This is a genomic window from Micromonospora sp. NPDC049274, from assembly GCF_040678875.1.
In the GTDB taxonomy this organism is placed as follows: Bacteria; Actinomycetota; Actinomycetes; order Mycobacteriales; family Micromonosporaceae; genus Micromonospora.
The window spans coordinates 114,274-137,295 of the sequence record NZ_JBFAQS010000015.1 but is presented as its reverse complement, the minus strand read 5'-3'; the positions used below and the strand labels follow the sequence as shown (position 1 = coordinate 137,295).

22 protein-coding genes are annotated in these 23,022 nt (G+C 72.4%); 17 read left to right on the top strand and 5 right to left on the bottom strand.

Going from position 1 to position 23,022, the window contains the following annotated elements; translation table 11 throughout:
- Window positions 1-43 precede the first annotated feature (43 nt).
- The 3 genes from AB0K10_RS25280 to AB0K10_RS25270 all read right to left on the bottom strand — a co-directional run bounded on the left by AB0K10_RS25280 (window position 44) and on the right by AB0K10_RS25270 (window position 3,449).
- On the bottom strand, window positions 44-1,096 hold the full coding sequence (locus tag AB0K10_RS25280; RefSeq protein ID WP_363687338.1) for an SMP-30/gluconolactonase/LRE family protein: 1,053 nt from the start codon (window positions 1,094-1,096) through the stop codon (window positions 44-46).
- Between the two features lie 97 nt (window positions 1,097-1,193).
- Window positions 1,194-2,708, bottom strand: coding sequence for a family 43 glycosylhydrolase (locus tag AB0K10_RS25275; protein ID WP_363687336.1), 1,515 nt, complete (start codon window positions 2,706-2,708; stop codon window positions 1,194-1,196).
- Window positions 2,709-2,933: 225 nt separating this feature from the next.
- The gene (locus AB0K10_RS25270; protein WP_363687334.1) at window positions 2,934-3,449 is read right to left on the bottom strand and encodes a GNAT family protein; all 516 of its coding nucleotides are present in this window, start codon (window positions 3,447-3,449) and stop codon (window positions 2,934-2,936) included.
- Between the two features lie 162 nt (window positions 3,450-3,611).
- Between AB0K10_RS25270 and AB0K10_RS25265 the strand changes: the two genes are divergently transcribed.
- Both AB0K10_RS25265 and AB0K10_RS25260 read left to right on the top strand, forming a co-directional pair.
- The gene (locus tag AB0K10_RS25265; protein ID WP_363687332.1) at window positions 3,612-4,325 is read left to right on the top strand and encodes an alpha/beta hydrolase; all 714 of its coding nucleotides are present in this window, start codon (window positions 3,612-3,614) and stop codon (window positions 4,323-4,325) included.
- A 43-nt stretch (window positions 4,326-4,368) separates the two neighbouring features.
- A complete protein-coding gene (locus AB0K10_RS25260) occupies window positions 4,369-4,914 on the top strand; it encodes a GNAT family N-acetyltransferase (RefSeq protein WP_363687330.1) in 546 nt (181 codons plus the stop codon).
- Here the strand turns inward: AB0K10_RS25260 and AB0K10_RS25255 are convergent.
- Window positions 4,827-6,176: a PLP-dependent aminotransferase family protein gene (locus AB0K10_RS25255; RefSeq protein ID WP_363687328.1), complete on the bottom strand. Its 1,350-nt coding sequence runs from the start codon at window positions 6,174-6,176 to the stop codon at window positions 4,827-4,829. The genes AB0K10_RS25260 and AB0K10_RS25255 overlap by 88 nt on opposite strands.
- A 414-nt stretch (window positions 6,177-6,590) precedes the next feature.
- Here AB0K10_RS25255 and AB0K10_RS25250 point away from each other — a divergent pair, with 414 nt between their 5' ends.
- The 15 genes from AB0K10_RS25250 to AB0K10_RS25180 all read left to right on the top strand — a co-directional run bounded on the left by AB0K10_RS25250 (window position 6,591) and on the right by AB0K10_RS25180 (window position 21,550).
- Window positions 6,591-8,045 (top strand): anthranilate synthase component I family protein, encoded by a 1,455-nt coding sequence (locus AB0K10_RS25250; RefSeq protein WP_363687326.1) that lies wholly within the window; start codon window positions 6,591-6,593, stop codon window positions 8,043-8,045.
- Window positions 8,042-8,635 carry an aminodeoxychorismate/anthranilate synthase component II gene (locus AB0K10_RS25245; protein WP_363687324.1) on the top strand — a complete coding sequence of 198 codons (594 nt, stop codon included), beginning with the start codon at window positions 8,042-8,044 and terminating at the stop codon, window positions 8,633-8,635. The genes AB0K10_RS25250 and AB0K10_RS25245 overlap by 4 nt, the downstream gene beginning before the upstream one ends.
- Window positions 8,632-9,342, top strand: a complete 711-nt coding sequence (locus tag AB0K10_RS25240) for an SDR family oxidoreductase (RefSeq protein WP_363687322.1) — start codon at window positions 8,632-8,634, stop codon at window positions 9,340-9,342. The genes AB0K10_RS25245 and AB0K10_RS25240 overlap by 4 nt, the downstream gene beginning before the upstream one ends.
- A 65-nt stretch (window positions 9,343-9,407) precedes the next feature.
- The gene (locus tag AB0K10_RS25235) at window positions 9,408-10,832 is read left to right on the top strand and encodes a phenylacetate--CoA ligase family protein (protein ID WP_363687320.1); all 1,425 of its coding nucleotides are present in this window, start codon (window positions 9,408-9,410) and stop codon (window positions 10,830-10,832) included.
- The gene (locus AB0K10_RS25230; protein ID WP_363687318.1) at window positions 10,816-11,466 is read left to right on the top strand and encodes a prephenate dehydratase; all 651 of its coding nucleotides are present in this window, start codon (window positions 10,816-10,818) and stop codon (window positions 11,464-11,466) included. The genes AB0K10_RS25235 and AB0K10_RS25230 overlap by 17 nt, the downstream gene beginning before the upstream one ends.
- 33 nt (window positions 11,467-11,499) lie before the next feature.
- Window positions 11,500-12,789, top strand: coding sequence for an amidohydrolase family protein (locus AB0K10_RS25225; protein WP_363687317.1), 1,290 nt, complete (start codon window positions 11,500-11,502; stop codon window positions 12,787-12,789).
- Window positions 12,789-14,078: an MFS transporter gene (locus tag AB0K10_RS25220; RefSeq protein ID WP_363687315.1), complete on the top strand. Its 1,290-nt coding sequence runs from the start codon at window positions 12,789-12,791 to the stop codon at window positions 14,076-14,078. Before AB0K10_RS25225 ends, AB0K10_RS25220 begins: the two co-directional genes overlap by 1 nt.
- Window positions 14,075-14,854: a phenylalanine--tRNA ligase beta subunit-related protein gene (locus AB0K10_RS25215; RefSeq protein WP_363687313.1), complete on the top strand. Its 780-nt coding sequence runs from the start codon at window positions 14,075-14,077 to the stop codon at window positions 14,852-14,854. The genes AB0K10_RS25220 and AB0K10_RS25215 overlap by 4 nt, the downstream gene beginning before the upstream one ends.
- Complete coding sequence (locus AB0K10_RS25210; RefSeq protein ID WP_363687311.1) at window positions 14,851-16,086, top strand: ATP-grasp domain-containing protein; 1,236 nt, start codon at window positions 14,851-14,853, stop codon at window positions 16,084-16,086. Before AB0K10_RS25215 ends, AB0K10_RS25210 begins: the two co-directional genes overlap by 4 nt.
- A complete protein-coding gene (locus AB0K10_RS25205) occupies window positions 16,077-17,297 on the top strand; it encodes an MFS transporter (RefSeq protein ID WP_363687309.1) in 1,221 nt (406 codons plus the stop codon). Before AB0K10_RS25210 ends, AB0K10_RS25205 begins: the two co-directional genes overlap by 10 nt.
- Before the next feature lie 26 nt (window positions 17,298-17,323).
- The gene (locus AB0K10_RS25200; RefSeq protein ID WP_363687307.1) at window positions 17,324-18,628 is read left to right on the top strand and encodes a TrpB-like pyridoxal phosphate-dependent enzyme; all 1,305 of its coding nucleotides are present in this window, start codon (window positions 17,324-17,326) and stop codon (window positions 18,626-18,628) included.
- Between the two features lie 58 nt (window positions 18,629-18,686).
- Window positions 18,687-19,391, top strand: a complete 705-nt coding sequence (locus AB0K10_RS25195) for a flavodoxin family protein (RefSeq protein WP_363687305.1) — start codon at window positions 18,687-18,689, stop codon at window positions 19,389-19,391.
- Window positions 19,381-19,728 carry a cupin domain-containing protein gene (locus AB0K10_RS25190; protein WP_363687303.1) on the top strand — a complete coding sequence of 116 codons (348 nt, stop codon included), beginning with the start codon at window positions 19,381-19,383 and terminating at the stop codon, window positions 19,726-19,728. Before AB0K10_RS25195 ends, AB0K10_RS25190 begins: the two co-directional genes overlap by 11 nt.
- A complete protein-coding gene (locus AB0K10_RS25185) occupies window positions 19,725-20,090 on the top strand; it encodes a chorismate mutase (protein ID WP_363687301.1) in 366 nt (121 codons plus the stop codon). The genes AB0K10_RS25190 and AB0K10_RS25185 overlap by 4 nt, the downstream gene beginning before the upstream one ends.
- A complete protein-coding gene (locus tag AB0K10_RS25180; RefSeq protein ID WP_363687300.1) occupies window positions 20,090-21,550 on the top strand; it encodes a UbiD family decarboxylase in 1,461 nt (486 codons plus the stop codon). Before AB0K10_RS25185 ends, AB0K10_RS25180 begins: the two co-directional genes overlap by 1 nt.
- Here AB0K10_RS25180 and AB0K10_RS25175 read toward each other — a convergent pair.
- Window positions 21,495-23,006, bottom strand: coding sequence for a PLP-dependent aminotransferase family protein (locus AB0K10_RS25175; RefSeq protein ID WP_363687298.1), 1,512 nt, complete (start codon window positions 23,004-23,006; stop codon window positions 21,495-21,497). The genes AB0K10_RS25180 and AB0K10_RS25175 overlap by 56 nt on opposite strands.
- Window positions 23,007-23,022: the final 16 nt, after the last annotated feature.

Below are 23,022 nucleotides of genomic sequence, written 5' to 3'. Positions count from 1 at the left end.
CGGCCGTTCACCGCGTGCCGCAGACGACGCCGGTGGTCGCCCCTCAGTACGGGTAGCCCGGGACGTTGAGCCGCACGCTGTAGAGGCCGGAGTCGCCCCACGGACCCGAGGTGATGTAGAGCGTCTGCCGGTCGGGCCCGCCGAAGGCCACGTTCGTCGTACCGGAGAAGCCGGGCCGGATCGTGCCGAGCTGGGCGCCCGTGGGGGAGTAGACGTGGACCAGGGAGTCCCCGCCCGCGGCCCAGTACACGTTGCCGGCGCAGTCGATCGTGACGCCGTCCGGACCGCCGATGTAGTTCACGAAGACGCTGCGCGCGCCGATGCTGCCGTCGGGCTGGACGACGTACTTGTAGATCTTGTTCTCCGAGTAGGCGCCCACGTACAGCGTGGCGCCGTCCGGCGAGAGCGCGATGCCGTTGGGCTGGCGCAGTTGGTTGTCCACCAGGGACACCTGACCGTTGGCGACGCGGAAGACGCTGGTACGCCCGTTCATCTGGTCCGGACGGTTGCCGCGCTGGAAGTTGGGGTCGGTGAAGTAGGTGACGCCATCGGAGCGGACCGCGACGTCGTTGGGCGAGTTGAACGCCCGGCCCTGGTAGTTCGCCGCGACGGTGCTGCGGCTGCGGTCGCTCAACCGGTACGCGGACACGCTCCGCTGGTCGTGGGTGGCCGCGATGATCTGCTGGCCGTCGGCGCTGAGCGCCAGACCGTTGCTGCCGGCGTTGGCGATGAACGTGTCGAAGGTCGACGGCGGAGTGAACCGGCGGATCGTGGACGGCTGGACGTTGTAGGGCCCGGTGCCGTTGGCCATGTCGGAGAAGAGCAAGTAGCCGCCGTCGGCGACCCAGACAGGCCCTTCGAGGAAGTTGAATCCACTCCGGATCTTCGTCGCGGTCAGGGAGCCCGACGGCAGCGGCGAGCCGTAAACGGCGCCCGTCGGGCAGGCGCCGGGCGGTGTGCCGGGCGGGCCGGCGAGCGCGGCGGCGGCCGTGGTGTGAGCGCTCACAGAACCGGCGGCCGCACCGGCGGGCAGCGGGGCGGCGGCGGTCGCGAGACACAGACCGGCCAGTACGGCAATGGTGGGTCGCCAGGTCATCGGGTGCTCCAATCGGCGTCGGCGGGTCGCGATGACCGGCAGCCGACGGTGTCGGGGTAGGGGACGGACCGACAACGTGCCGGTCCGCGATGGGCGGCTATTCCAGGTGGAAGGTGGCCGAGGCGCGCTCGGCGCTCGTACCGACCGCTTCCAGGTAGAGCAGGCCGTCGCGGTGGCGCACGTACCGGCCCGGGTAGTTCTGCGACTCCAGGGAGAGCCCGGCGCTGTCGGCCAGGCCCGCTCGGCGCTGGAAGCTCGCGTCGCTGGAGAAGACCGACGACCCGTCGTTGCGCGCGATGGACAGGGCGAAGCCGTAGTGACGCAGGTAGTAGCCCGGGAAGTTGGTCGACTCCAGCGACACCGATCCTGCGCCGGCGAGGCCGCCGACGATGCGGAACTGGGAGTCGGCGAGGTTCGTGACGTTCGGCTCGACCCGGGCCCGGTAGTCGTAGTGCCGGATGTAGCTGGTGGCCAGGTCGTGCGACCGCAGCCGGACCGGGGTTGCCCCGTCGGGCACCGGGATGCCGAAGTTGGGGGTGCCGTCGGCGTTCCAGTACAGCTTCTGCAGTCTGGTCCGGCGGTTCGGATCGTTGAGTGGATCACCGCTGATGTCGCGGTAGTTGCGGTCGTGGTAGACGAGGATGTCGCTCTGCCCGTCCTCGGAGACGGTGAACGAGTTGTGGCCGGGGCCGTACTGGCCGGTGGACGCGTTGGTGGTGAACACCGGGTTGGGGCTCTTGCTCCAGGCCGCGGCGTCGAGCAGGTTCGCGCTGGCGGAGGCGCTCAACATCCCGAGGCAGTAGTTGGCGTCCGTGGCGCTGGCCGAGTAGGTCAGGAAGAGACGGCCGTCGCGCTGGATGACGGCGGGCCCCTCGGCGACGCGGTAGCCGCGGGTCTCCCAGTCGTACGTCGGCACGACGAGCCGGGTCACCGTGCCGGTGATCTGCCACGGGTTGGCGCCCATCCGGGCAAGGTAGACGTTCGAGTTGGTGGAGATTCCCGGCTCCTGCTGCGCCCAGGTCAGGTAGCGCACCCCATTGGCCACGAAGGTCGAGGCGTCCAGGCTGAACGTGTCCCAGGGCGTCGTGATCCGGCCGCGTTCGGTCCAGGAACCGGTAAGCGGATTGGCGTTGGCGTTCTCCAGCACGTACATCCGGATGCGCCACACGTCGTCGGTCCGGCCCGCCGCGAAGTAGACGTACCACCTGTTGTTTATGAAGTGGATCTCCGGCGCCCAGATGTGGGCGCCCATCTCTCCGCTGGTGTGCCTGCTCCAGATCGTCGTCTCCGACGCCGTCGCCAACCCCTGCAGGGTGGTCGCCCGACGCAGCACGATCCGGTCGTACTGCGGCACGGTCGCGGTCAGGTAGTAGTAGCCGTCGGTGTGCCGGAAGATGTGCGGGTCGGCCCGCTGGTTCGCCAGCGGATTGGTATAGGTGACGGCGGGCGCGGCGTGCGCGGGCCCGGCCATCGGCAGGCCCGCCGCCACGGCGAACACCACCAGCACCGCCGCCAGGGCCGCTCGTGGGCCTCGGGAGCCTCCGCGACCGGTACGCCAGGCGCCGGTGGGTCGGCGGGTGGCTGCCTCGGTGCGGTGGAGTCGCAGCGGCATCTGTCCTCCGTGACGTCTGTGCGCGAGAGTCGACCGGCCGCGGGAGCGGCGATCGACCCGCGGCACCCGCTGGGAAGCAGCGCCCGCGGGTCGGGATTATGACGAGGGCGTTGCGCCCAGGTAACGGCCCTAAGTGTTGGCGCTAACATCGACGGGTGTCAAGATGTTCCGGTCGTCGGGGGTTCCCGTCCGGCGGGTGCGGCACAGCGGAGGAGGAGGGCCGGGCTACCGCGTCCGAATCGGTCGCCCGGTCGCGTCGAGGAGGACCTCGTACCGGTGGAGGTCGCCGCTGTTGGCCAGGCGGCGGAACCCGGCGCGTTCGAGCGTCCGCTGGGAGGCGACGTTGTCCGCGGTGGTGTCGGCGACCACGCGGGACAGCCCGTGACCGGCCGCGACGTCCAGCAGGGCCGCGAGTGCCTCCGCCGCGTAACCGTGACCACGCGCGGACGGGGAGAGGCCGTAGCCGACCTCGACGCATCCGTCGTCCGGCTGACCCTTGAAGCCGATGCCACCGACGGCCTTCCCGTCGGTGGCCCGGGTGATCCGGTAGTGCCCGAAGGGACGCTGGTCCCCGTGAGCGGCCGTGGCGTCGAGGAAGGCCCGGACCCCGTAGATGTCGCCGTCGAACGGATAGTCGTCGGCCCAGGCGTCGTCGGCCTCGGGACGTCGGGCGACGATGCGTTGGCCCTCCGCCGCGTCGATGGCGTGCAGGCGCAGTCGCGCCGTTCGAAGTTCGGTCACGGGCGACAGGGAAGCAGCCCTCGACACCGGGCACAAGCCGATTACGGAACACCAGAGGGCTTGCGCGGTGGGACCTGACGTTTCACGGCCACGGAACGGGTAATCAGCCCCGTCGGCGCGGCCGGCGGATGAACACTGTCACGGAGCAAGGGAGTGCGTGTCATGCCCGATCCGGAGCCCACCATCGTCCTCGTGCACGGCGCGTTCGCCGACTCGTCGAGTTGGAACGGCGTGATCGAGCGGCTGGGCGCCGCGTACAACGTAGTGGCCGCCGCCAACCCGCTGCGCAGCGTCGCGGGCGACGCCGCGTACGTGCGGGATGTGGCACGCGGGACCGGCGGCCCTGTCGTCCTCGTCGGTCATTCCTACGGAGGCATGGTCATCACGCAGGCCGCGGCGGGTGAGACCTCGGTGCGGGCCCTCGTGTACGTCAACGCCTTCGCCCCGGACACCGGTGAGTCGGGGTTGTCGCTGTCCGGGAAGTTTCCCGGCAGCACGCTCGCCGACACTCTGGTGCAGTATCCGCTGTCGTCCGGCGGCAACGAGATGGCGATCGGCCAGGACGCCTATCACGCGCAGTTCGCCGCGGACTCGTCGGCCGACGTCGCCGCGCTGATGGCCCGGACCCAGCGGCCGATCACCGAGCAGGCCCTGAGCGACGGGCTCACCGGCGATCCTGCCTGGCGATCCCTGCCGAGCTGGTTCGTCTTCGGCGACGCCGACAAGAACATCCCGGCCGCCGTGCACCGGTTCATGGCCGAGCGGGCTGCCCCGCGCGGCCAGCGTGAGGTCGTCGGTGGCTCGCACGCGATGACGGTGGCCCGGCCGGGCGAGGTCGCCGAGTCGATCATCGAGGCGGTCCGGGCCACCAGTTGACGTGACGCCAGCGGGCAGGCGGTCCCGGCGTAGCCTGGCGATCATGGGGGACTGGGCGGTTCGGCAGGCGTCGGCCGCGGACGTCGAGGCCGTGGCCGAGCTGCGGGCCGTGGTGCTGCGGGCGGATCTGGAACGGCTCGGACGCTACGACGAGCAGCGGGTGCGCCAACGGCTGCGGGACGGCTTCGCGCCCGCGCACACCTGGGTGATCGAGGTGGGCGGCGCGTTCGCCGGCTGCGTGTCGCTGCGGCCGGCCGACGACGCCCACTGGCTGGAGCACTTCTACCTGGCACCCCATCTGCAGGGCGGCGGGATCGGTGCGGCAGTGCTGCGCGGGCTGCTGGAGCGGTGCGACCGCGACGGCGCCCGGGTCCGGTTGAACGTGCTGCGGGGCAGTGCGGCCCGGCGGTTCTACGAGCGGCACGGCTTCACCGTCGAGACCGAGGACCCGATCGACGTGTTCATGGTGCGCGAGCCGACCCGGCCGGGCGCAACCAGTGATCAACCGCCGCGGCCGGTCGTCTCCCGGTACGCCGCCGCGATCCCGCCCAGACCCCGGACCAGCTCGGGGCCGCGTACCCCGGAGTAGCCGACGACCAGCGCCGGCGGCCTGCCGTCCGCGCGCAGGGCGTAGAAGCGGCCACCGCGGACCAGCACCGACCGACGGCGGGCCGCCTGCACCAACGGCTCCTCGGCGCACCGCGCGGGCAGCACCAGGTACGCCTGGAGCCCGCCGTGCTGACCGAGGACGCTGACGTCGGGCAGGTGGCGGGCGACGAACTGCTGCACCGCCTGACGGCGTTTCTGGACGTCGGCGCCGAGTCGGCGCAGGTGCCTGTCGAAGGCGCCGGTGTCGATCAGCCGGGCGAAGGCGAGTTGCTCCAGACCGGAGCAGCCGATGTCCCAGCCGGCGCGGACCCTCTCCACGCCCGCGGTGAGGTCGGGTGGTGTGGCCAGCCAGCCGAGGCGCAGCGCCGGGGCGAGGACCTTGCTGGCGCTGCCGGCGTAGATGACCCGGTCCGGCGCGAGGCTCTGTAGCGCCGGCATCCGCTGCGCCGGGGCGACCAGGGCGGCGTCGAAGTCGTCCTCGATGAGGTAGCCGTCCACCTCCTCGGCCCAGGCGACGAGGTGCGCCCGGCGTTGCGCGCTGAGCGTGGCCCCGGTCGGGAACTGGCTCGCCGGGGTGACCAGCGCGGCGCGGACCCCGCTCGCGGCCAGCACGTCGACCCGGATGCCGTCGCCGTCCACCGGGATGCCCACCGGGCGCAGTCCGGCCTCGGCGATGAACTCCCACTCGCCAGGGTGCCCCGGGTCCTCCACCCCCAGGGTGTCGTGGCCCCGGTCGCGTAGCTCTCGGCAGAGCAGCGCGAGCCCCTGCGCGAAGCCTGAAGTGATCATGAGGTGCTCGGGTCGGCTGCGTACGCCACGTACCCGGCCGAGGTAACCGGCGAGGGTGTGCCGGACGACCGGCAGGCCCGACGGTGGGGCGTACCCCAGCTCGCGGCGGCCGGCCGAGGTGACCACCGCGCTGACCGCGCGGATCCAGTCCTGGCGGGGGAAGGTGGAGTCGTGCAGGCCGCCGGTGCGCAGGTCGCAGACGGGCGCGGCGGGTGTGCGGTCGTCCGGGGTGAGCGCCGAGCCGACATCGGTACGCGCCGCCGCGGCCACTGACGTGCCCGAGCCGTGCTGGGAGACGAGGTAGCCCTCGGCGCAGAGCTGTTCGTACGCCTCGACGACCACACTGCGGGACACCCCGAGATCGGCGGCGAGCTGCCGACTCGACGGCACGCGGGTGCCCGGACGCAGCGCCCCCTCCTCGATCTGCGTACGGAATGCGTTACGGAGCTGCACCGCCAGCGTTTCACGTGATTGCGCGTCAATTGACAGGCTTAGATTCAGGGACAAGTGGTCCGCTCCGAGATAGTCGAAGTGGTATGGACAGCATGATCTGTGCCTGTGGAAAGTGTTGGCCGGGCGCGCAACCACTCACTGACCGGCGAATCAGGGCGTACGTTCCGAGAATGTCCAATGCGGACGTCTCCACTGCCGGTGTCAGCGTGGTCGTGCGAGTCCTTCGTCTGGGGGGGAAGGGTCCGACCTGCCGCGTCGTCGGCGGGCTCCGCGCCAACGATGGCGCGGAAATCGGGCTGTTCAGAGGGGGTTCCGCAAGTGTCCCTATTGTCAACCGAGCTCATCACGTGGCCCATCAGGTCGCATTCGGTGGCGGCCACCCGTACACCATTGGCCGACTCAATTCCCATCGAGGTGACATCTCTCACACTGCCGTCGGTCGATCCATTGTCGCTCTATACGGCACTCGCGGAAATTTGCGCCGACAACGATCTGTATCTCTTCGAAAGTCTGGACGGTCCCGCTCAGGACCGTTATGCCGCAGCCGTCGGCTGGGGCCTTCTCGCCGAGGTGCGGTTCATCGCCGACCGACTGGAGGTGACCGCCGACGGCGCGCTCGGCGACGCCCTGGCCGCCGTCCTGACCGCCGTCCTGGGCGAGCCGGTCCGGCACCTCGGCGCCCAGCGGGTCTGGCCGGTCGCCGGGCCGCCCGAGGTGTGGGCCGCCGTCCGGGCCGTGCAGCGGGCGTTCGCGGTACGCACCAGCGTCCCCGCCGACAGCTTCGCCTTCGGTTTCCTCACCACCCTCGCGTACGAGGCCGCGCGGGACATGGACGAGCTCTCCGTCGACCGGGTGGTCGACGACATCCCCCGCTGCACGCTCGCGCTGTTCCGGCACACCGTCTGGTGGGACCTGCGGGCCGGCACGGTGCGGCGGCTCTCGGCTACCGGCCCGCACCTGCCGACGGAGGACGGTGCGCTCAGCCTGCCGGAGTTGCCGGTCAATGATCCGAAGATCCCGGCCGCCCCCGCGCCCAGCCTCGTCCGGGACACCGTCGACGAGGAGACGTTCGCCGCCCGGGTGAAGCAGTGCCTGCGCCACATCGAGGTCGGGGACAGCTACCAGATCCAGATCGGCCACCGGATCGACGTGGAGACCACGCTCACGCCGCTCGAGGTCTACCGGCGGCTGCGCCACCGCAACCCGTCGCCGTACATGTACCTGACCCCGTGGGCCGGCCGGACCGTCATCGGGGCGAGCCCGGAACTGTTCCTGCGCATCGAACAGGGCCGGCTGTCGATGCGGCCGATCGCCGGCACCGCGCCCCGGGCCGCCGACCCGGAGACCGACCGCCGGCGGGTGGCCGAGCTGGCCGCCAGCGAGAAGGAACGCGCCGAGCACGTCATGCTCGTCGACCTGTGCCGCAACGACATCGGCCGGGTCTGCGTGCCCGGCACGCTCAGCGTCGACGCCATGTTCGACGTCGAGCCGTTCGCGTACGTGCACCACCTGGTCTCCACCGTCTCCGGCCAGCTCGCCGACGACGCCGACGTGTGGGCGGCGATCTGCGCCACCTTCCCGGCCGGCACCATGACCGGCGCGCCGAAGCTGCGGGCGATGGAGATCATCGACGGCCTGGAGGACGAGCCCCGGGGCGTCTACGCGGGCGCCGTCGGGCTGGTGGACGTCCGCGGGTACGCGGTCCTCGCGCTCTGCATCCGCACCGCCGTGCACGACGGCCGCCGCTACCGCACCCAGGCGTCCGCCGGTGTGGTGGCCGACTCCACACCCGGCGACGAGTGGCGGGAGACGCTGGCCAAGATGAGCGCCACCTACTGGGCCCTGACCGGTGCGGAGCTGCTGTCGTGAAGGTCCTGCTCGTCGACGCGTACGACAGTTTCACCCACATCATCGACCAGTACCTGCGGACGCTCGGCGCGCGGACCATTGTGGTCCGCTCCCGGACGCGGACCAGCGACGAGCTCGCGGCCCTGCGACCGGACGCGGTGGTGCTCGGCCCGGGGCCGGGTCACCCCGCCGAGTCCGGGCACGTGGAGCTGGTGCGCGCCTTCGCCGGCCACGTCCCGCTGCTCGGCGTCTGCCTCGGCCACCAGGCCATCGGTCTCGCCTACGGCGGGACGATCGCGGTGGCCAAGCACCTGATGCACGGCAAGACAAGCGTCGTCACGCACGACGGTCGGGGGGTCTTCGACGGCGCGCCAGCCCCGCTCACCGTGACCCGCTACCACTCGCTCATCGTCGCGGACCCGCCGCCGCTGGCCCTGCACGTCACCGCGCGGTCGTCCGACGACGGCTACGTGATGGGGGTACGACACCGGGCCCTCGCGGTCGAGGGGGTGCAGTTCCACCCGGAGAGTGTGCTCACCGAGGACGGGCTGCGGCTGTTCGACAACTTCCTGCGTGGCGCGTCGGCGGCGCTGACGGCGGGAGCGTCATGACCGACGAATCGTCGCCCCTCGCCGTGGTCACCGGCGCGGCGGGCGGCATCGGTCGGGCCGTCACGGCGGCCCTGACCGCGTCCGGGCACCGGGTGCTCGGCGTGGACGTCGACCCTGCCGGGGATCCGACGGCGTACGCGTCGCTTGTCGCCGACGTGGCCGTGCCGGAGCAGGTGCAGCAGCTCTTCGCGGGCATCCACGAGCGGTTCGGGCTGCCCACGGTGCTGGTGAACAACGCCGGCGTCTACCACGCCCGAGCGTTCCTCGACTACGACCCGAAGACGTACGCGCAGGTGTTCGACGTCAACGTGGGCGCGGCGTTCTTCTGTACACAGGCGTTCGCCCGCGCCCTGATCGGCGCCGACCGGCCGGGCACGGTGGTGAACGTCGCCTCGATCAGCGGGCAGTCCGGCAGTCCGGACGCGGCGTACGGGGCGTCGAAGGGCGCGTGCATCGCGCTCACCCACAGCCTCGGCCGGGCGCTCGCCGAGCACCGGATCCGGGTCAACGCGGTCGCTCCCGGCCTGGTCGAGACCCCGATGGCCGCTCGGATCCCGGCGCGGCGTCGAGACGACTACCGGGCCCGGATCCCCGTCGGCCGGTTCGGCACACCCGCCGAGATCGCCGCGGCCGTCGCCTGGCTCGCCGACCCGGCCAGCAGCTACGTCACCGCCACGGTGCTGGACGTCAACGGCGGCCTGCACTGAGGTCGCGTCACCGCCCGCCCGCCGATTCGCACCGCGGCCGGCTCACCCTGGAGAGGATCCCGACCATGTGGCTTCCGACCACCGGACCGGCGGCTGACTTCGCCGTCGACTACCTGGCCCTGCACAAGTCCTTCTACGACCGCACCCTCACTCCCGCCGACCTGGACGCCTGGCGGGATCGCCAACTGCGGACGGTGCTCGACCAGGTGAGCACCGGCTCGCCGTTCTACGCCCGGCACCTGGCCGACGTCGACCTCGCCACGATCACACCGGCGACCCTCGACCGGCTGCCCTTCACGACGAAGACGCACCTGCGCGAGGAGATGCTCGACGTGCTCAGCCGGCCGCTGGCCGACGGAGTCTTCTTCTACGAGACGACGGGCACGACGGGCCGCGCGACCCCGTGCCCGCGCGACGGCCGGGAGGTGGTGGCCAGCAACGCCCACGTCACCGAGTCGTGGGCGTCGATCTTCCGTCACCACTTCGGCGACCACGCGCCGCGGATCGGGCTGATGGGCCCGACCGAGGTGCACTCCTTCGGCGACACCCTCGGTGACATCGCGCGCAACGTCGGCTCGCTCAACGCGAAGATCTGGCCGTACTCGCCGGTGATCGGCTTCGCCAAGGCGTTGCAGCTCATGAAGGACCTGGAGCTGGAGGTCGTCTGCTGCACGCCGGGCGTGGCCATGATGCTCGCCAAGGCGGCCGAGCACTACGGCTACCGGCTGCGCGAGGACTTCGCCGTCAAGCTGCTCTTCGTCACCGGCGAGATGTGCACCCCGGCGCTGGCTCGCAACCTGGAGTCCGTCTGGGGCGCGGACGTCTACAACATCCTGTACGGCTCGCAGGAGGCGTTCGTCATCGCCACCGCCTGCCGGAACAAGCGGATGCACCTCTCCCAGACCAACTACCTGATCGAGGTGGTGGACCCGGAGACGGGCGCGTCGCACGGCCCGCGCGGCAGCGGGGAACTCACCGTCACCATGCTTGTCGACGGGGTGAAGCCGCTCGTTCGCTACCGCACCGGCGACGCGGTGATCGTCGAGGCGTCCGACTGCGACTGCGAGATGGCCGGCGACCTCGTGCAGATCGTCGGCCGCACCCTGGACCGCATCGAGCTGGGCGGGCGGCGCTTCACCGCCGGCCAGATCGAGATGGCAGTCCTCTCCGGGGTCACCGGCTCGGGCGGCTACCAGGTGGTGATCGACCACGACCCGGCCGCCGGCGGTGACCGGTTGACCGTCCGCCTGGAACTGCTCAAGGAACTTGTCGACGACCCCGCCGGGGTGACCGACGGCGTCCGGGAGCGGGCCGCCGCCGCGCTCGGCGTGCCCGTCGAGGTGGAGCTGACCGACGGGCTCGACCCGATCGTCAGCACCGGTGCCTTCGTGAGCTGGAAGGCCGCCCGGATCATCGACCGACGGGTCGAGGCCGACCACGAGACCCAGGTGGCGCAGCGGATGGCGGGCAACCGTGGCTACACCACCTGAGACCGTCGCCGACGAGCGGGTGCCGGCGCTGCCCGGGCCGCTCGCCGAGGCGTACGGGCGGCGCTGGCGCAGCGTGGTGGACGGCTGGGCGAGTCGGCCCGGCACCACGCTGGCCACGCTCGGCCCGCCCGGAACGTCCAGCCACCTGACCGCGGTGTTCCTCGCCGAGCGGCACGGGCTGCGTGTCGAGCTGTCCGACACCTTCGACGCGGTGCTCGCGGCGCTCGTGGACCGGCGGGTCGACCAGGCCCTCGTGCCGAGCGCCTATCAGGGGCTCACCCGCTTCCACTGGCACCGCGACCTGCGGTTGGAGGCCTACTTCGCGCAGGCCACCCCGGAGTACGGCATCGCGGCCCACCCGGACCGCGGGCCGGACCAGTCCGGTGGCCAACTCGCCGTGGCCGCCCTCTGGGAGGTCCGGCGGATCTTCACCGACCTCGCGCCACCGGGCCTGCGGGACCGGGAGGTCCGGTGGGTCGACGCCGACTCCACCCAGCACGCCGCCGAGATCCTCGCGGCCGGCGGCGCCGACCTCGCCGTGACCAACGCGCCCGGGGTCGACGGCCACGGCCTGCGGTGGGTGGCCCGCCGCCCGGGCGCCGAGATCGTGTGGACCCTGTTCGGCCGCCGCTGACACCAGACACCGAGAGAACCGGAGAGACACCTCGTGTCCCGACGAATGCTGCTGCACCGCGCCACGGTCCAGGAAGGACTGGGCGTGGCCTCCCGACCGCACCACAGCGTGCTGCTCGACGGCGAGCGCATCGTGGCCGTCCTGCCCGAGGCGCAGGCGCCCCTGCACGACCCGGACATCGACGTCCTGGACCTCGACGGCCGGACGGTCATGCCGGGGATGACGCTCGGCCACACCCACATCGCGTACCTGAACGTGCTCGACGGCCGGGAGATGCTCTTCAAGTACACGATCCCGGAGGTCACCCTCGGCGCCGCCGCCAACGCGGCGGCGATGCTGCGGCTGGGCTACACCGCGTTCGTCGGCGCCGGCTCGGTGTCCGGAATCGACATGGCGCTGCGCCGGGCGATCGACGCTGGGCAGCTGCCCGGCCCGCGCATCACCCCGTGCAGCCGGGACCTGATGGTGTCCGGTCCGCCGGAGCGCCGCAACCCGGCGGTCAAGCAACGCATCCCGAGCGATCTCATGCGGCTGGCCGACACCCCGGAAGAGCTGATCGAGTACGTCGACACCGAGGTCAAACAGGGCGCGGAGATCATCAAGGTCTTCTCCACAGGCGACGACACGTTTCCCAACGGGCGCTCGCACGAGCTGCTGTTCACGGCCGAGGAGCTGGTGATCGCGGCGCGGGCGGCACACGAGCGGGGAGTCCGGATCCGCGCCCACTCGCGCGGGCTGGGTGGCATCCGCAACGCCATCGCCGCCGGGGTCGACGTGATCGACCACGCCACGTACGCCGACGACGCGGCCCTGGAGGCGATCGCCGAGCGGGGCATCTTCGTGGTGCCGAGCCTGCACCAGCCGTACCGGCTGCTCACCACCGGCACGCAGCACGGCAAGACCCCGGAGTACCTGGAGACGCTCGAGTTCCAGGCCGAGGTGGAGAACACCCTGCGCATCCTTCCGCTGATGGTGGACATGGGCATCCCGATCGTGGCCGGTGACGACTTCGGGTTCGCGTGGACCCCACACGGCCGGTACGCCGAGGAGCTGGAGACGTACGTGACGATGGCCGGTATCCCGGCGCCTGTGGTGCTGACCTGGGCCACGGCCAACGGCGCGCGGCTGGCCGGGCGCGGCGACGAGGCGGGCACGGTGCAGCCGGGTCGGCTGGCCGACCTGGTGGTCACCGACGGCGACCCGGCCGAGGACATCACGGTGCTGGGCCGGCCGGAGGCGATCGAGCTGGTGCTGCTGGGCGGCCAGGTCGTCGCCGGGGACGCCGTCCGCTACCGCGCCGGGCAGCCGGCGGGGGTGGCGTGATGCGGCGGTCCGTGCCTGTCGTCCCGCTGCTCGCCGTCGGGGCGTTCGCCATCGGCACCGACACCTTCGTCGTCGCGGGGGTGCTGCCCGAGGTGGCCCGTACGCTGCGGGTGAGCGTCGCCTCGGCCGGCTGGGTGAGCACCGTCTTCGCCCTCGCGTACGCCCTCGCCGCCCCGGTGCTCGGCGCGCTGACCGGCCGGGTGCCGCGACGTACCGTGCTGGTGGTCTCGCTTGTCGGGTTCACAGTGGGCAACGTCGCCTCCGCGCTCGCGCCGGACCTGCCGCTGCTGCTGCTGGCCCGCGTCCTCACGGCGGTCAGCGCGGCGCTCTACGTGCCGGCCGCCACCGCGTCGGCGGCCGCCTCGGCGCCGCCCGAGCGGCGTGGCCGTGCCATGGCGGTGGTGCTCGGCGGCCTGTCCGCGGCCACCGTGGTCGGGGTGCCGTTCGGCACCTGGCTCGCCGCCGACCTCCAGTGGCGGGCCACCTTCTGGCTGCTCGCCGCCCTCGGCGCCGCCTGCGCGGTGGCGGTGCTTGTCGGCCTGCCGAGGCTGGCGCTGCCGCCCGGCCCGTCGCTTGCCGCCCGGCTCGCCCCGGCGCGCGAGAGCCGCGTCGGGTTGGCGGTACTCACCACCGCGCTCTTCATGACCGGCGGCTACCTCGCCCTGACGTACGTCGGGGCGCTGCTCGCGCCGGCCACCGACGGCGACGGAACCCTGCTCGCGGTGCTGCTGCTCGTCTTCGGTGTGCCGGCGGTCGCCGGGACGGTGCTCGGCGGGCGGGCCACCGACCGCTGGGGTGGTCTGCCGGTGCTCGTGGTCTCGATCACCGGGCTCGCCCTGGTGCTTGTCACACTGCCGCTGACCCGGCAGGCGCTGCTGCCGGCCGCGCTGGCCATGGCGGCGTGGGGCGTCACCGCGATGGCCACGCAGCCGGCCCAGCAACACCGGCTCTTCACTGTCGCGCCGACCTCCGGGCCGCTGCTGCTGTCCCTCAACTCCTCGGCCACGTTCGTGGGCATCGCCCTCGGCGGCTTCCTGGGTAACCGGCTGCTGCGCCACGGCGGCGCGGACGCCCTCGACCTGCTCGGGCCGGTCGGCGCCGCGCTCTGCGTGCTGGCGGTGGGCACCACGCTGCTCGGCGCGCGGGCCCGTGCCGACAGTCGCGACGACCCGCCGACGACCGCCGGATTGGCCTCACCGGATCACCCCGGATTGGCCACACCCGGTGGTCGTCGCGCTGCGTACGGTCGGACCGACAATCGGACCCGAACCTCACGAGGATCACGATGACCCAGCTCAGCGACGGTGCGGACACCCTCACCGTCCGCATCGACGACCGGGTGCTGACCGCAGTGCCGGACTACGTGCTCGGCGTGCTCGCCGTGTCGGCGGTCGAGGTCGCCCCGGCGCCACCCACCGTGTCGGCGCTGCTGACCGCCGCGGAGGACACGCTGCACGCGGCCGGCCTGGACAGGGCGGGGGTGGCCGAGTTGCCGGGCATCGCCGCGTGGCGGGAGGCGTACCGGACGGTCGGGGTGAACCCGAACCGGTTCCCCTGCGCCGCCGAGTCGATCGCCCGACGGGTCGCCAAGGGTGACCGGCTGCCCCGGATCAACGCCCTGGTCGACCTCTGCAACGCCGTCTCGCTCGACGCGGCGCTGCCGGTGGCCTCGTGCGCGGTCGACGGCATCACCTACCTGGTCGTCCGCCCGGCCGACGGCACCGAGACGTTCCTGCCCCTCGGCGCGCCCGACGCGCCGGAGCGGCCCGAACCGGGCGAGGTCGTCTACGCCGACGCGGACGGGCGAGCCCACTCCCGGCGCTGGAACTGGCGGCAGGGGCACCTGGTCCGCACCGACGCGGGCCGGCACCGGCTGCTGCTCACCGTCGAGTCGGCCCACCCCGGCGGCCGCGCGGAGGTGGTCGACGCGCTGGCCCGGCTCGCCGCCGCCCTGAACGACCTGTCCGACGGCACGCGGCAGGAGGCGGTGCTCGACGGCGCGACGACAAGCGCCGTCCTGCGCACCGCGGGCCCGGTCGGCAGCGACAGTGGGAGCCGGTCGTGAACCGCGCGATCCTGGTCATCTACCGACCGGCGGCCGGCCGGTACGCGGCCCAGTTCCGCAGCGTGGTGGCCGCCGCCGCCGAGCGGGGCGTGGCCACCGTGGCGCTGCTGCCGACCGGGCAGCCGGCTGCCGAGGCCGCCGACCTGCCCTGCTACCACGCCGACCTCGACGACACCGCTGCCGTCCGCTCGGTCGTCGCGACGATCGTCGCCACGCACCCGGTGCGGCGCATCTTCCCGCTCTTCGAGGGTGACGTGCTGACCGCAGCGCACTGCCGCCGCGACCACGGCATCGAGGGGCTCGACCCGGAGGAGGCCCTGACCTTCCGGGACAAGAACGTGATGCACCGCCGGGCCAGCGAGCTGGGCGTGCCGGTGGCCCGCTCCTGTCGCCCCGAGACGGTCGGCGCGGTCGCCGAGTTCGCCGCCGAGGTGGGCTGGCCGGTGGTGATCAAGCCGTACGCCGGTTGGGCCTGCGGCGACACCCACCGGGTGGACTCCGCCGAGGACCTGGCCCGGGTGTGGCCGCTGATCGCCGACGACCGGCACGACTACCGGGTGGAGGAGTACGTCCGGGGGGCCGAGTACCACGTCGACTCGCTGCTGCGCGACGGCGAGGTCGTCTTCGAGCAGCTCTCCCGCTACACGTACTCCGTCCTGGAGTTCCGCGACGAGCCCGGCGGCACGGTCTCCCGCAAGCACGACCTGACCCCGGCGGAGCGGCGCATCCTGGCCGCCAGCGCCACGGTCCTGCGCGGCTTCGGGATGCGTACCGGCGTGGCGCACGTGGAGTTCTTCCTCCGCGACGACGGTGAGGTGGTCTTCGGCGAGGCGGCCGCACGGGCCGGCGGTGGCTCGATCGTCCCCGCCATCCAGGCCGGCCGGGGCATCAACCTGGCGGGGGAGTGGTGCCGCCTGGAACTGGACCCGGAGCACGTGCCGACGACCACCCTCGGCCCGGAGATCGGCACCGAATACCTGTGCTCCGACAGGTACGGCCGGATCACCGCGATCACCACTGCCGACGAGCTGCGGGCGCTCGACTCGGTACGCGACGCGGACGTGTGGAAGGCCGTGGGCGACGTGCTCGCCGTGCCGACCGCCTCCAACGACGTGCTCGGCTGGTACGTCTGCGAGGGCCGGGACTTCGACGACGTCCGCGCCCGGTTCAAGGTCATCCGGGATTCCTTCGAGGTGCACACCGAGCCGGTGGGGGAGCCGTCATGTGGCTGACCCGGTTCCGGGCACTGCCGCGTCCGCTGCGGATGCTTGTCTACGCCTCGTTCATCAACCGGGCCGGCATGTTCGTGTTCCCGCTGCTCGCGGTCTACCTCGTGCAGAGCCGGCACCTCAGCACCGGCGAGGCGGGCGTGCTGATCTCCGTGGGCAGCACGGGCCTGCTCGCCGGCAGTCTGCTCAGCGGCCCGATCTGCGCCCGCGCCGGGCGACGCGCCGCGCTGGTGACGAGCCTGCTGCTCAACGCTGTCGGTTACCTGGGCCTCGCCCTGCTCGACGGCCCCACCTGGACGTACGCGGCGCTGCTCTTCGTCGCGCTGGTCGGGATGGGGATGTTCTCACCGGCCGCGAACACGCTCATCGCCGACCTGACCGAGCCCGGTGAGCGGCCCTTCGCGTACACGGTCAGCTACCTCGCCAACAACCTCGGCATGGGGGTGGGCCCGCTGCTCGGCGGGTTCGCGGCGGCGTTCTCCTACCAGCTGATGTTCGCCGGGAACATCCTGCTCGGGCTGCTCGCGGCGGCCACCATCTGGCTCTTCGTACCGGCGGACACCAGGCGTGCCCCGACGGCGTCGACGACCGCGAGCACCGGCCGTGCCGGACTGCTGCGCGACATCGACGTGGCGGTGCTGGTGCTCGTCTCGTTCTGCTACGTCGCGCCGCTGATCGGCCTGGAGTACACGCTGCCCCTCGCGGTCACCACGGTGCTGCACTCGTCGGTGGCGCTGGTCGGCGCGGTCTACACCATCAACAGCGTCGTCGTGGTCAGCGCCAGCCTGCTGATCGAGAAGCGGATCAAGGCGTACTCGACCCGGGTCCTGCTGATCGTGGCGGGCCTGCTCTGGTCGACCGGGATGGCCGTCCTGGTGTTCGCGTTCTCGTTGCCCGCCGTGCTGCTCTCCACAGTGGTCTGGACCCTCGGCGAGATCATCGCGTCGGTGGTGGTGCCCACCTACATCGCCGACCACGTGGCGGAGCACCGCGTCAGCGGCTTCATGGCCCTGAACGCCTTCGTGCTCAGCTCGGCCCGGCTCGTCGTGCCGATGGGTCTCGGCTTCGTCTGGCAGACCCAGGGACACCACCCCGTCCTCCTGCTGCTCCTGCTGACCCCGGTGGTCGGCATGGTCGCGTTCGCAGTGCTGCGGATCCGACCGGCCGTCCGGCCCGCGCCGGCACTCGCCGAACCGGCCACCGCAAGTCCCTGACACCCCACCCCGCATCGGAAGAGGCCATGACCGCGACGAAGTTCGTGCTGCCCGAGAGTGACATTCCGACGACCTGGTACAACGTGGTTCCCGACCTGCCCAAGGGGCTGCCCCCGATGCTGCACCCCGGCACCCGGGAACCCATCACCGCGGCGGACCTCGAACCCCTCTTCGCCACCGGCATGATCGAGCAGGAGTTCACCACCGAGCGGGACGTGGACATCCCCGGCCCGGTGCTCGACATCTACCGGCAGTGGCGGCCCAGTCCGCTCGTGCGCGCCCGTCGCCTGGAGCAGGCCCTCGACACGCCGGCCCGGATCTACTTCAAGTACGAGGGGGTCAGCCCCGCCGGCAGCCACAAGCCGAACACCGCCGTGCCGCAGGCGTACTACAGCAAGCTCGACGGCGTGCAGCGGCTCACCACCGAGACCGGCGCCGGCCAGTGGGGCAGCTCGCTCTCGATGGCGTGCGCGTACTTCGGCCTCGAGTGCGAGGTCTTCATGGTGCGGATCAGCTACGACCAGAAGCCGTACCGCCGGGGGCTGATGGAGACGTTCGGCGCGTCGGTCACCGCGAGCCCGAGCGACCGTACCGAAGCGGGCCGGGCGGCCCTCGCCGCCGACCCGGACTCCACCGGCAGCCTCGGCCTGGCCATCTCCGAGGCGGTGGAGGCGGCGATGTCCAGCGGCGGCGCCGCCAAGTACGCCCTCGGCTCGGTGCTCAACCTGGTGCTGATGCACCAGACGATCATCGGGCAGGAGGCGCTGCTCCAGCTCGCGATGGCCGACGACTACCCGGACATCGTGGTCGGCGCGGCCGGCGGCGGCTCCAACTTCGCCGGACTGGCCCTGCCGTTCGTGCGACGCCAGTTGGGCGGTGGCCCGACCGTGCGGTTCATCGCGGTGGAGCCGGCCTCCTGCCCGTCGCTGACCCAGGGCAGCTACGACTACGACTTCGGCGACACCGCCGGGCTCACCCCGCTGGCCAAGATGCACACCCTGGGCCACGACTTCCACCCGCCGGCGATCCACGCCGGTGGTCTGCGCTACCACGGCATGGCCCCGATCGTCAGCGCACTGCGGGACATCGACCTCATCGAGGCGCGGGCGGTGCCGCAGACCGCCTGCTTCGAGGCCGGCGTGCTGTTCGCCCGCAGCGAGGGGATCGTGCCGGCGCCCGAGTCCACCCACGCCGTCCGGGTGGCGGTGGACGAGGCGCTGCGCTGCCGGGAGACGGGCGAGTCGAAGGCGATCGTCTTCTCCCTCTCCGGGCACGGCCACTTCGACATGCAGGCCTACATCGACTACTTCGCCGGAAAACTGACGGACTGACCTCGCCGGGGGTGGGCGCCACCACGGCGTCCACCCCCTGCGGAGACGAGCACCGGGGGTGCCATTGCACAGCGAAGCAGCGACCATCCTCGCCATCAACGGATCGGAGCGGGCCGGTGGCAACACCGACCACGCCGTCGCGTACGCGGGCAAGCTGATCGCCGAGCGCGGCGCGATACTGCGCACCATCGCCCTACGGGAGCACCGCATCTCGCCGTGCAGCCCGTGCGGCGACTGCAACAGCCGTACGCTGCCCTGCCAGGTGGACGACGACGTCCCCGCCCTGGTGGAGCAGATGGCCAGCGCCGACGGGCTGATCTACGCGGCTCCGGTGCACGGCTTCGGCCTCGCCCACCTCATGCAGGTCTTCATCGAGCGGGCGGGCGTCGGCTACCTGCGTTTCACCCGGCCGCTGGCCGACAAGGTCGGCGGCATCATCGTGACCGGGCGTCGATACAGCGACTCCTCGGTGCACAACCAGATCGTCAACAACCTGCTGCTCAACCGGATGATCCTGGTGGGCAGCGGGTTCCCCGTCCTGTTGCGCAACACCACGGGCGCTCCCGGCCTCACCGACGTCGAGGGCGTCGACGCGCTGGAGCGGATGGTGCACCGGATGCTCGACATGGTGCAGCTGCTCAAGCAGCACCAGCGGGTCGACGGTGGGCCGGTCCTCCCGCGCCGCGACCGCAACGAACGCGTTCCGCGGCCCCGCCGCGCCGAACCCGCCCACACCAGAGGAGATATCGAGAATGTCCACTGAGCAGGTCGCCGCGCCGGTCGGCATCGACTTCCCGGCCACCGAGTGGGAGAGGTGGGACAAGCCGGGCGCCGAGGGGCGCGTCAAGATCTCGTACGTCGGGGGTCAGCGCCTGCGCCTGCTGGAGTTGCCGCCGGGCTTCGACGAGCACCACTGGTGCCTGCGCGGGCACACCGGCTACGTCCTGCAGGGCGAGTTCACCATCCACTTCCGGGACCGGTCGGTGCCGTGCCGACCCGGCATGGGCTTCGTCATCCCCGACGACGAGGAGCACCGGTCCCAGGGCAGCGACGCCGAGCCCACGGTCGTCTTCGTCATCGACGAGGTCCCGCAGCCGTGAGCGACGAGCACCTGATCGCGCCGCCGGCCGGCTCCTCGCCGGCCGGCGGCGCCGACGGCCCGGCCCGGATCGCCGAGCTGCGGGTCGCCATCGACGCGCTCGACAAGCGCATCGTCGCCCTGCTGGCCGAGCGGACCCGGGTGGTGCAGGAGTTGACCGCCCACAAGACGGACGAGGCGACCGTCCGGTCACCCGAGCGGGCACGGCAGGTGCTCGGCCGGGTGCACGACCTGGCGTCCCGGCAGGGCATTCCGCCCGAGGTCGCGGTCGGCACCTACCGTGCGCTCATCGACGAGCTGACCCGGATGCAGCTCGACATGCTGCGGGCCCGCCGCGCCGCCGGGCCAGTGGCGGAGAAGTGATGAGCCACCGCCCGCCCGTGGACCTGCGGCACGCCCTGGCCAGCCTCGACCCGCTACCGGGCGAGCTGGTCCGCGTCGCCACGGAGCTACCCGCCCGCTACGGCGTCTCCGCGCACTACGCCCGCTGGGCGGGCGCGCCGGCCGCCCCGCCCACCGGCGCCGGACCGGCGGTGCTGTTCGACCGGGTACGCCCCGACCACGGCTCGACCCGGGCGGTGCTGATGGGCCTCTACGGCACCCGCCGACGCGCCGCCGGCCTGCTCGGCTGCACGCCGGCCGAGCTGCCGCACCGGCTGCTCGACGCGGTGGCCGCCCCCCGCCCGCCGGTGCCCGCCCCCGATGCGTCCCGCTGGCCGCGCGAGACGCTGCCGGTGGACCTGACGGCGCTGCCGGTGCCGGTGCTCACCGACGAGGACGCCGGGCCCTACCTGACCCTCGGCGCGGTGCTCGCCACCGACCCGGACACCGGGGTCCGCAACCTGTCCGTGCACCGGATGTGCGTGCAGGGGCCCGACACGCTGACCATCTGGATGGTGCCCGGACGGGACCTGGAGCTCGCGCACCAGGCCGCTCTGCGCCGGGGGCGCCCGCTACCGATCGCGATCCACCTCGGGCTGAGCCCGGCGGTGCTGCTGTCCTCCTGCTGCCCCACCTCGCTGGTCCCGCCCGAGGTCGACGAGCTGGCGGTGGCCGGCGCGCTCGCCGGTCAGCCGGTGGAACTGCTGCCCTGTGCCACCGTGGACGCCGAGTTCATCGCGCACGCCGAGTACGTCATCGAGGGCGAGTTGCGGGCCGACCGGGTGCCGGAGAGCGCGCACGGCTCGGTGGCCACGCCGGAGTTCCTCGGCTACCAGGGTCGGGCGCACCCCTCGTTGCCGCTGATCCAGGTCACCGCGATCACCGCCCGGGAGAGCCCGATCCTGCAGGCCGTCTCCGGGCCCGGGCACGAACAGTCGGTGCTGCTCGGCTTCGGGATGGAGGCCGCGGTGCTGGACCTGCTGCGTCGTCGGGGGACGCCGGCCCTGGCGGCGCACTGCCACACCGCGGGCGGTGGCCAGCTCATGGTGGTGCTCCAGTGGCCGGCCAAGCGCGGCCCGGAGGACGACCTCGCGGTACGCGCCGCCGCCGAGGCGGTGCTGGAGCAGTTCCGGATGGCCAAGCTGGTGCTGTGCGTGGGCGAGGACGTCGACATCGAATCCGACCAGGACCTGTGGTGGGCGATGGTCACCCGCTTCCAGGCCGACCAGGACCTGCTCGTGCTGCCGGACCGGGAGGGCTTCCCACTCGACCCGAGCCAGCACACCGGCTACTCCCCGTCGCTGTCGGCCGACGGACGTACGGCGAAGGCCGTCTTCGACTGCACCGTCCCGTACGCCCAGCATGCCCGGTTCCACAGGCCTCGCTTCACCGAGCCGTCACGTCCCGCACCGCCGCGGCCAGCAGCGCCACTCCCTCGGTGATCCGGGCGGTGGGCAGCGCCGCGTACCCGATCAGGAACGTCGGCTCGATCGGCGGGCGGGTGACGAAGTAGCCCGAGGCCGGATAGACCCGTACGCCCCGCGCGGCGGCGGCGCGCACGATCTCGGCCTCGCCGACGTCGGGCGCGCCGCCCAGGGTCACCAGCACGTGCAGCCCGGCCGCCGTGCCGGAGATCTGTACCCCCGCGCCGAAGTGCTCGTACAGCGCCTCCAGCAGCCGGGCGCGTCGCTGCCGGTAGAGGCGGTCCATCCGGCCGATGTGCCGGGCGTACGCGCCGGAGGAGATGAACTCGGCCAGCGCCTCCTGGGTCAGCGTCGGGGTCAACCGGTCGGTGATCCACTTGACGCCCAGGAACGACCGGACGAGGTGCGGCGGCAACACCGCGTACCCGATGCGCAGCGAGGGGAAGAGGGTCTTGCTGAAGCTGCCGACGTAGACCACGTCCGCGTCCTGCGGGTCGGCGGCGAGCGACGGCAACCGCTCCTGCGCGAAGGTGAACTCGTTGTGGTAGTCGTCCTCCAGCACCGTGGCGCCGTGTTCGCGGGCCCAGCGCAGCAGCGCTCGCCGCCGCCGCTCGGACATGATGAATCCGGTCGGGAACTGGTGCGACGGGGTGACGTAGACCAGGCGTACCCGGGCCGGGTCGAGGCCGTGCGCGCGGACCCGGCACTCGATCTCGTCAACCCGCAAACCCTCGTCGTCGACGCCGACCGGCACCACCGCGGCCCGCGAGTAGCCGAAGATCTGCCGCAGCACGGTGTGGCTCGGGTCCTCGATGACCACCACGTCGTCGGGGCCGACGAGCAGCCGGACCAGGATGTCCATGGCCTGGGTGGCGCCGCTGGTCACCACCGTGTTCTCCCGGGTTGCGTCCAGCGCGCGACTGCGCCGCAGCAGCGCGGTGATCTGGGCACGCAACGCCGGCGCGCCCTCGGCCGGCCCGTAGCCCAGGGCCACGGCGTCGGCCCGGCTCACCGCGTCGGCGAGCGACTGCCGCCACCGGGCCACCGGGAAGCTGGCCAGCGCCGGGGTGCCGTGCCGGAAGTCGTACGTCCCGTCCGGCCGGTTCATCGGGGCCGGTTCCCACGGCTTCCACAGCGGACTGCCGGCGTCGGTGGGCAGTGGGGGTTCGGGCCGCAGATGCGCGCGGGCGGCGCGCTGGGCCGGCGGCGGCGCGTCGGTGAGGGCGGCGCTGACCCGTGTGCCGGAACCGCGTCGCGAGGTGAGGACCCCGTTGGCCCGCAGCAGCTCGTACGCCCGGGTGACCACCGTCCGGGAGACCCCGAGCTGGTGCGCCAGCTCGCGGCTGGGCGGCACCGTGTCGCCGGGGCGCAGCCGGCCGGCCCGCACGGACCCGCTGATCTGGTCGCAGAGCTGCTGCTGCAACGGCACCGAACTGCCCCGGTCCAGTGTGACGAGGAGCTGGTCCGAACTCACCTGGACATGCTCCCCC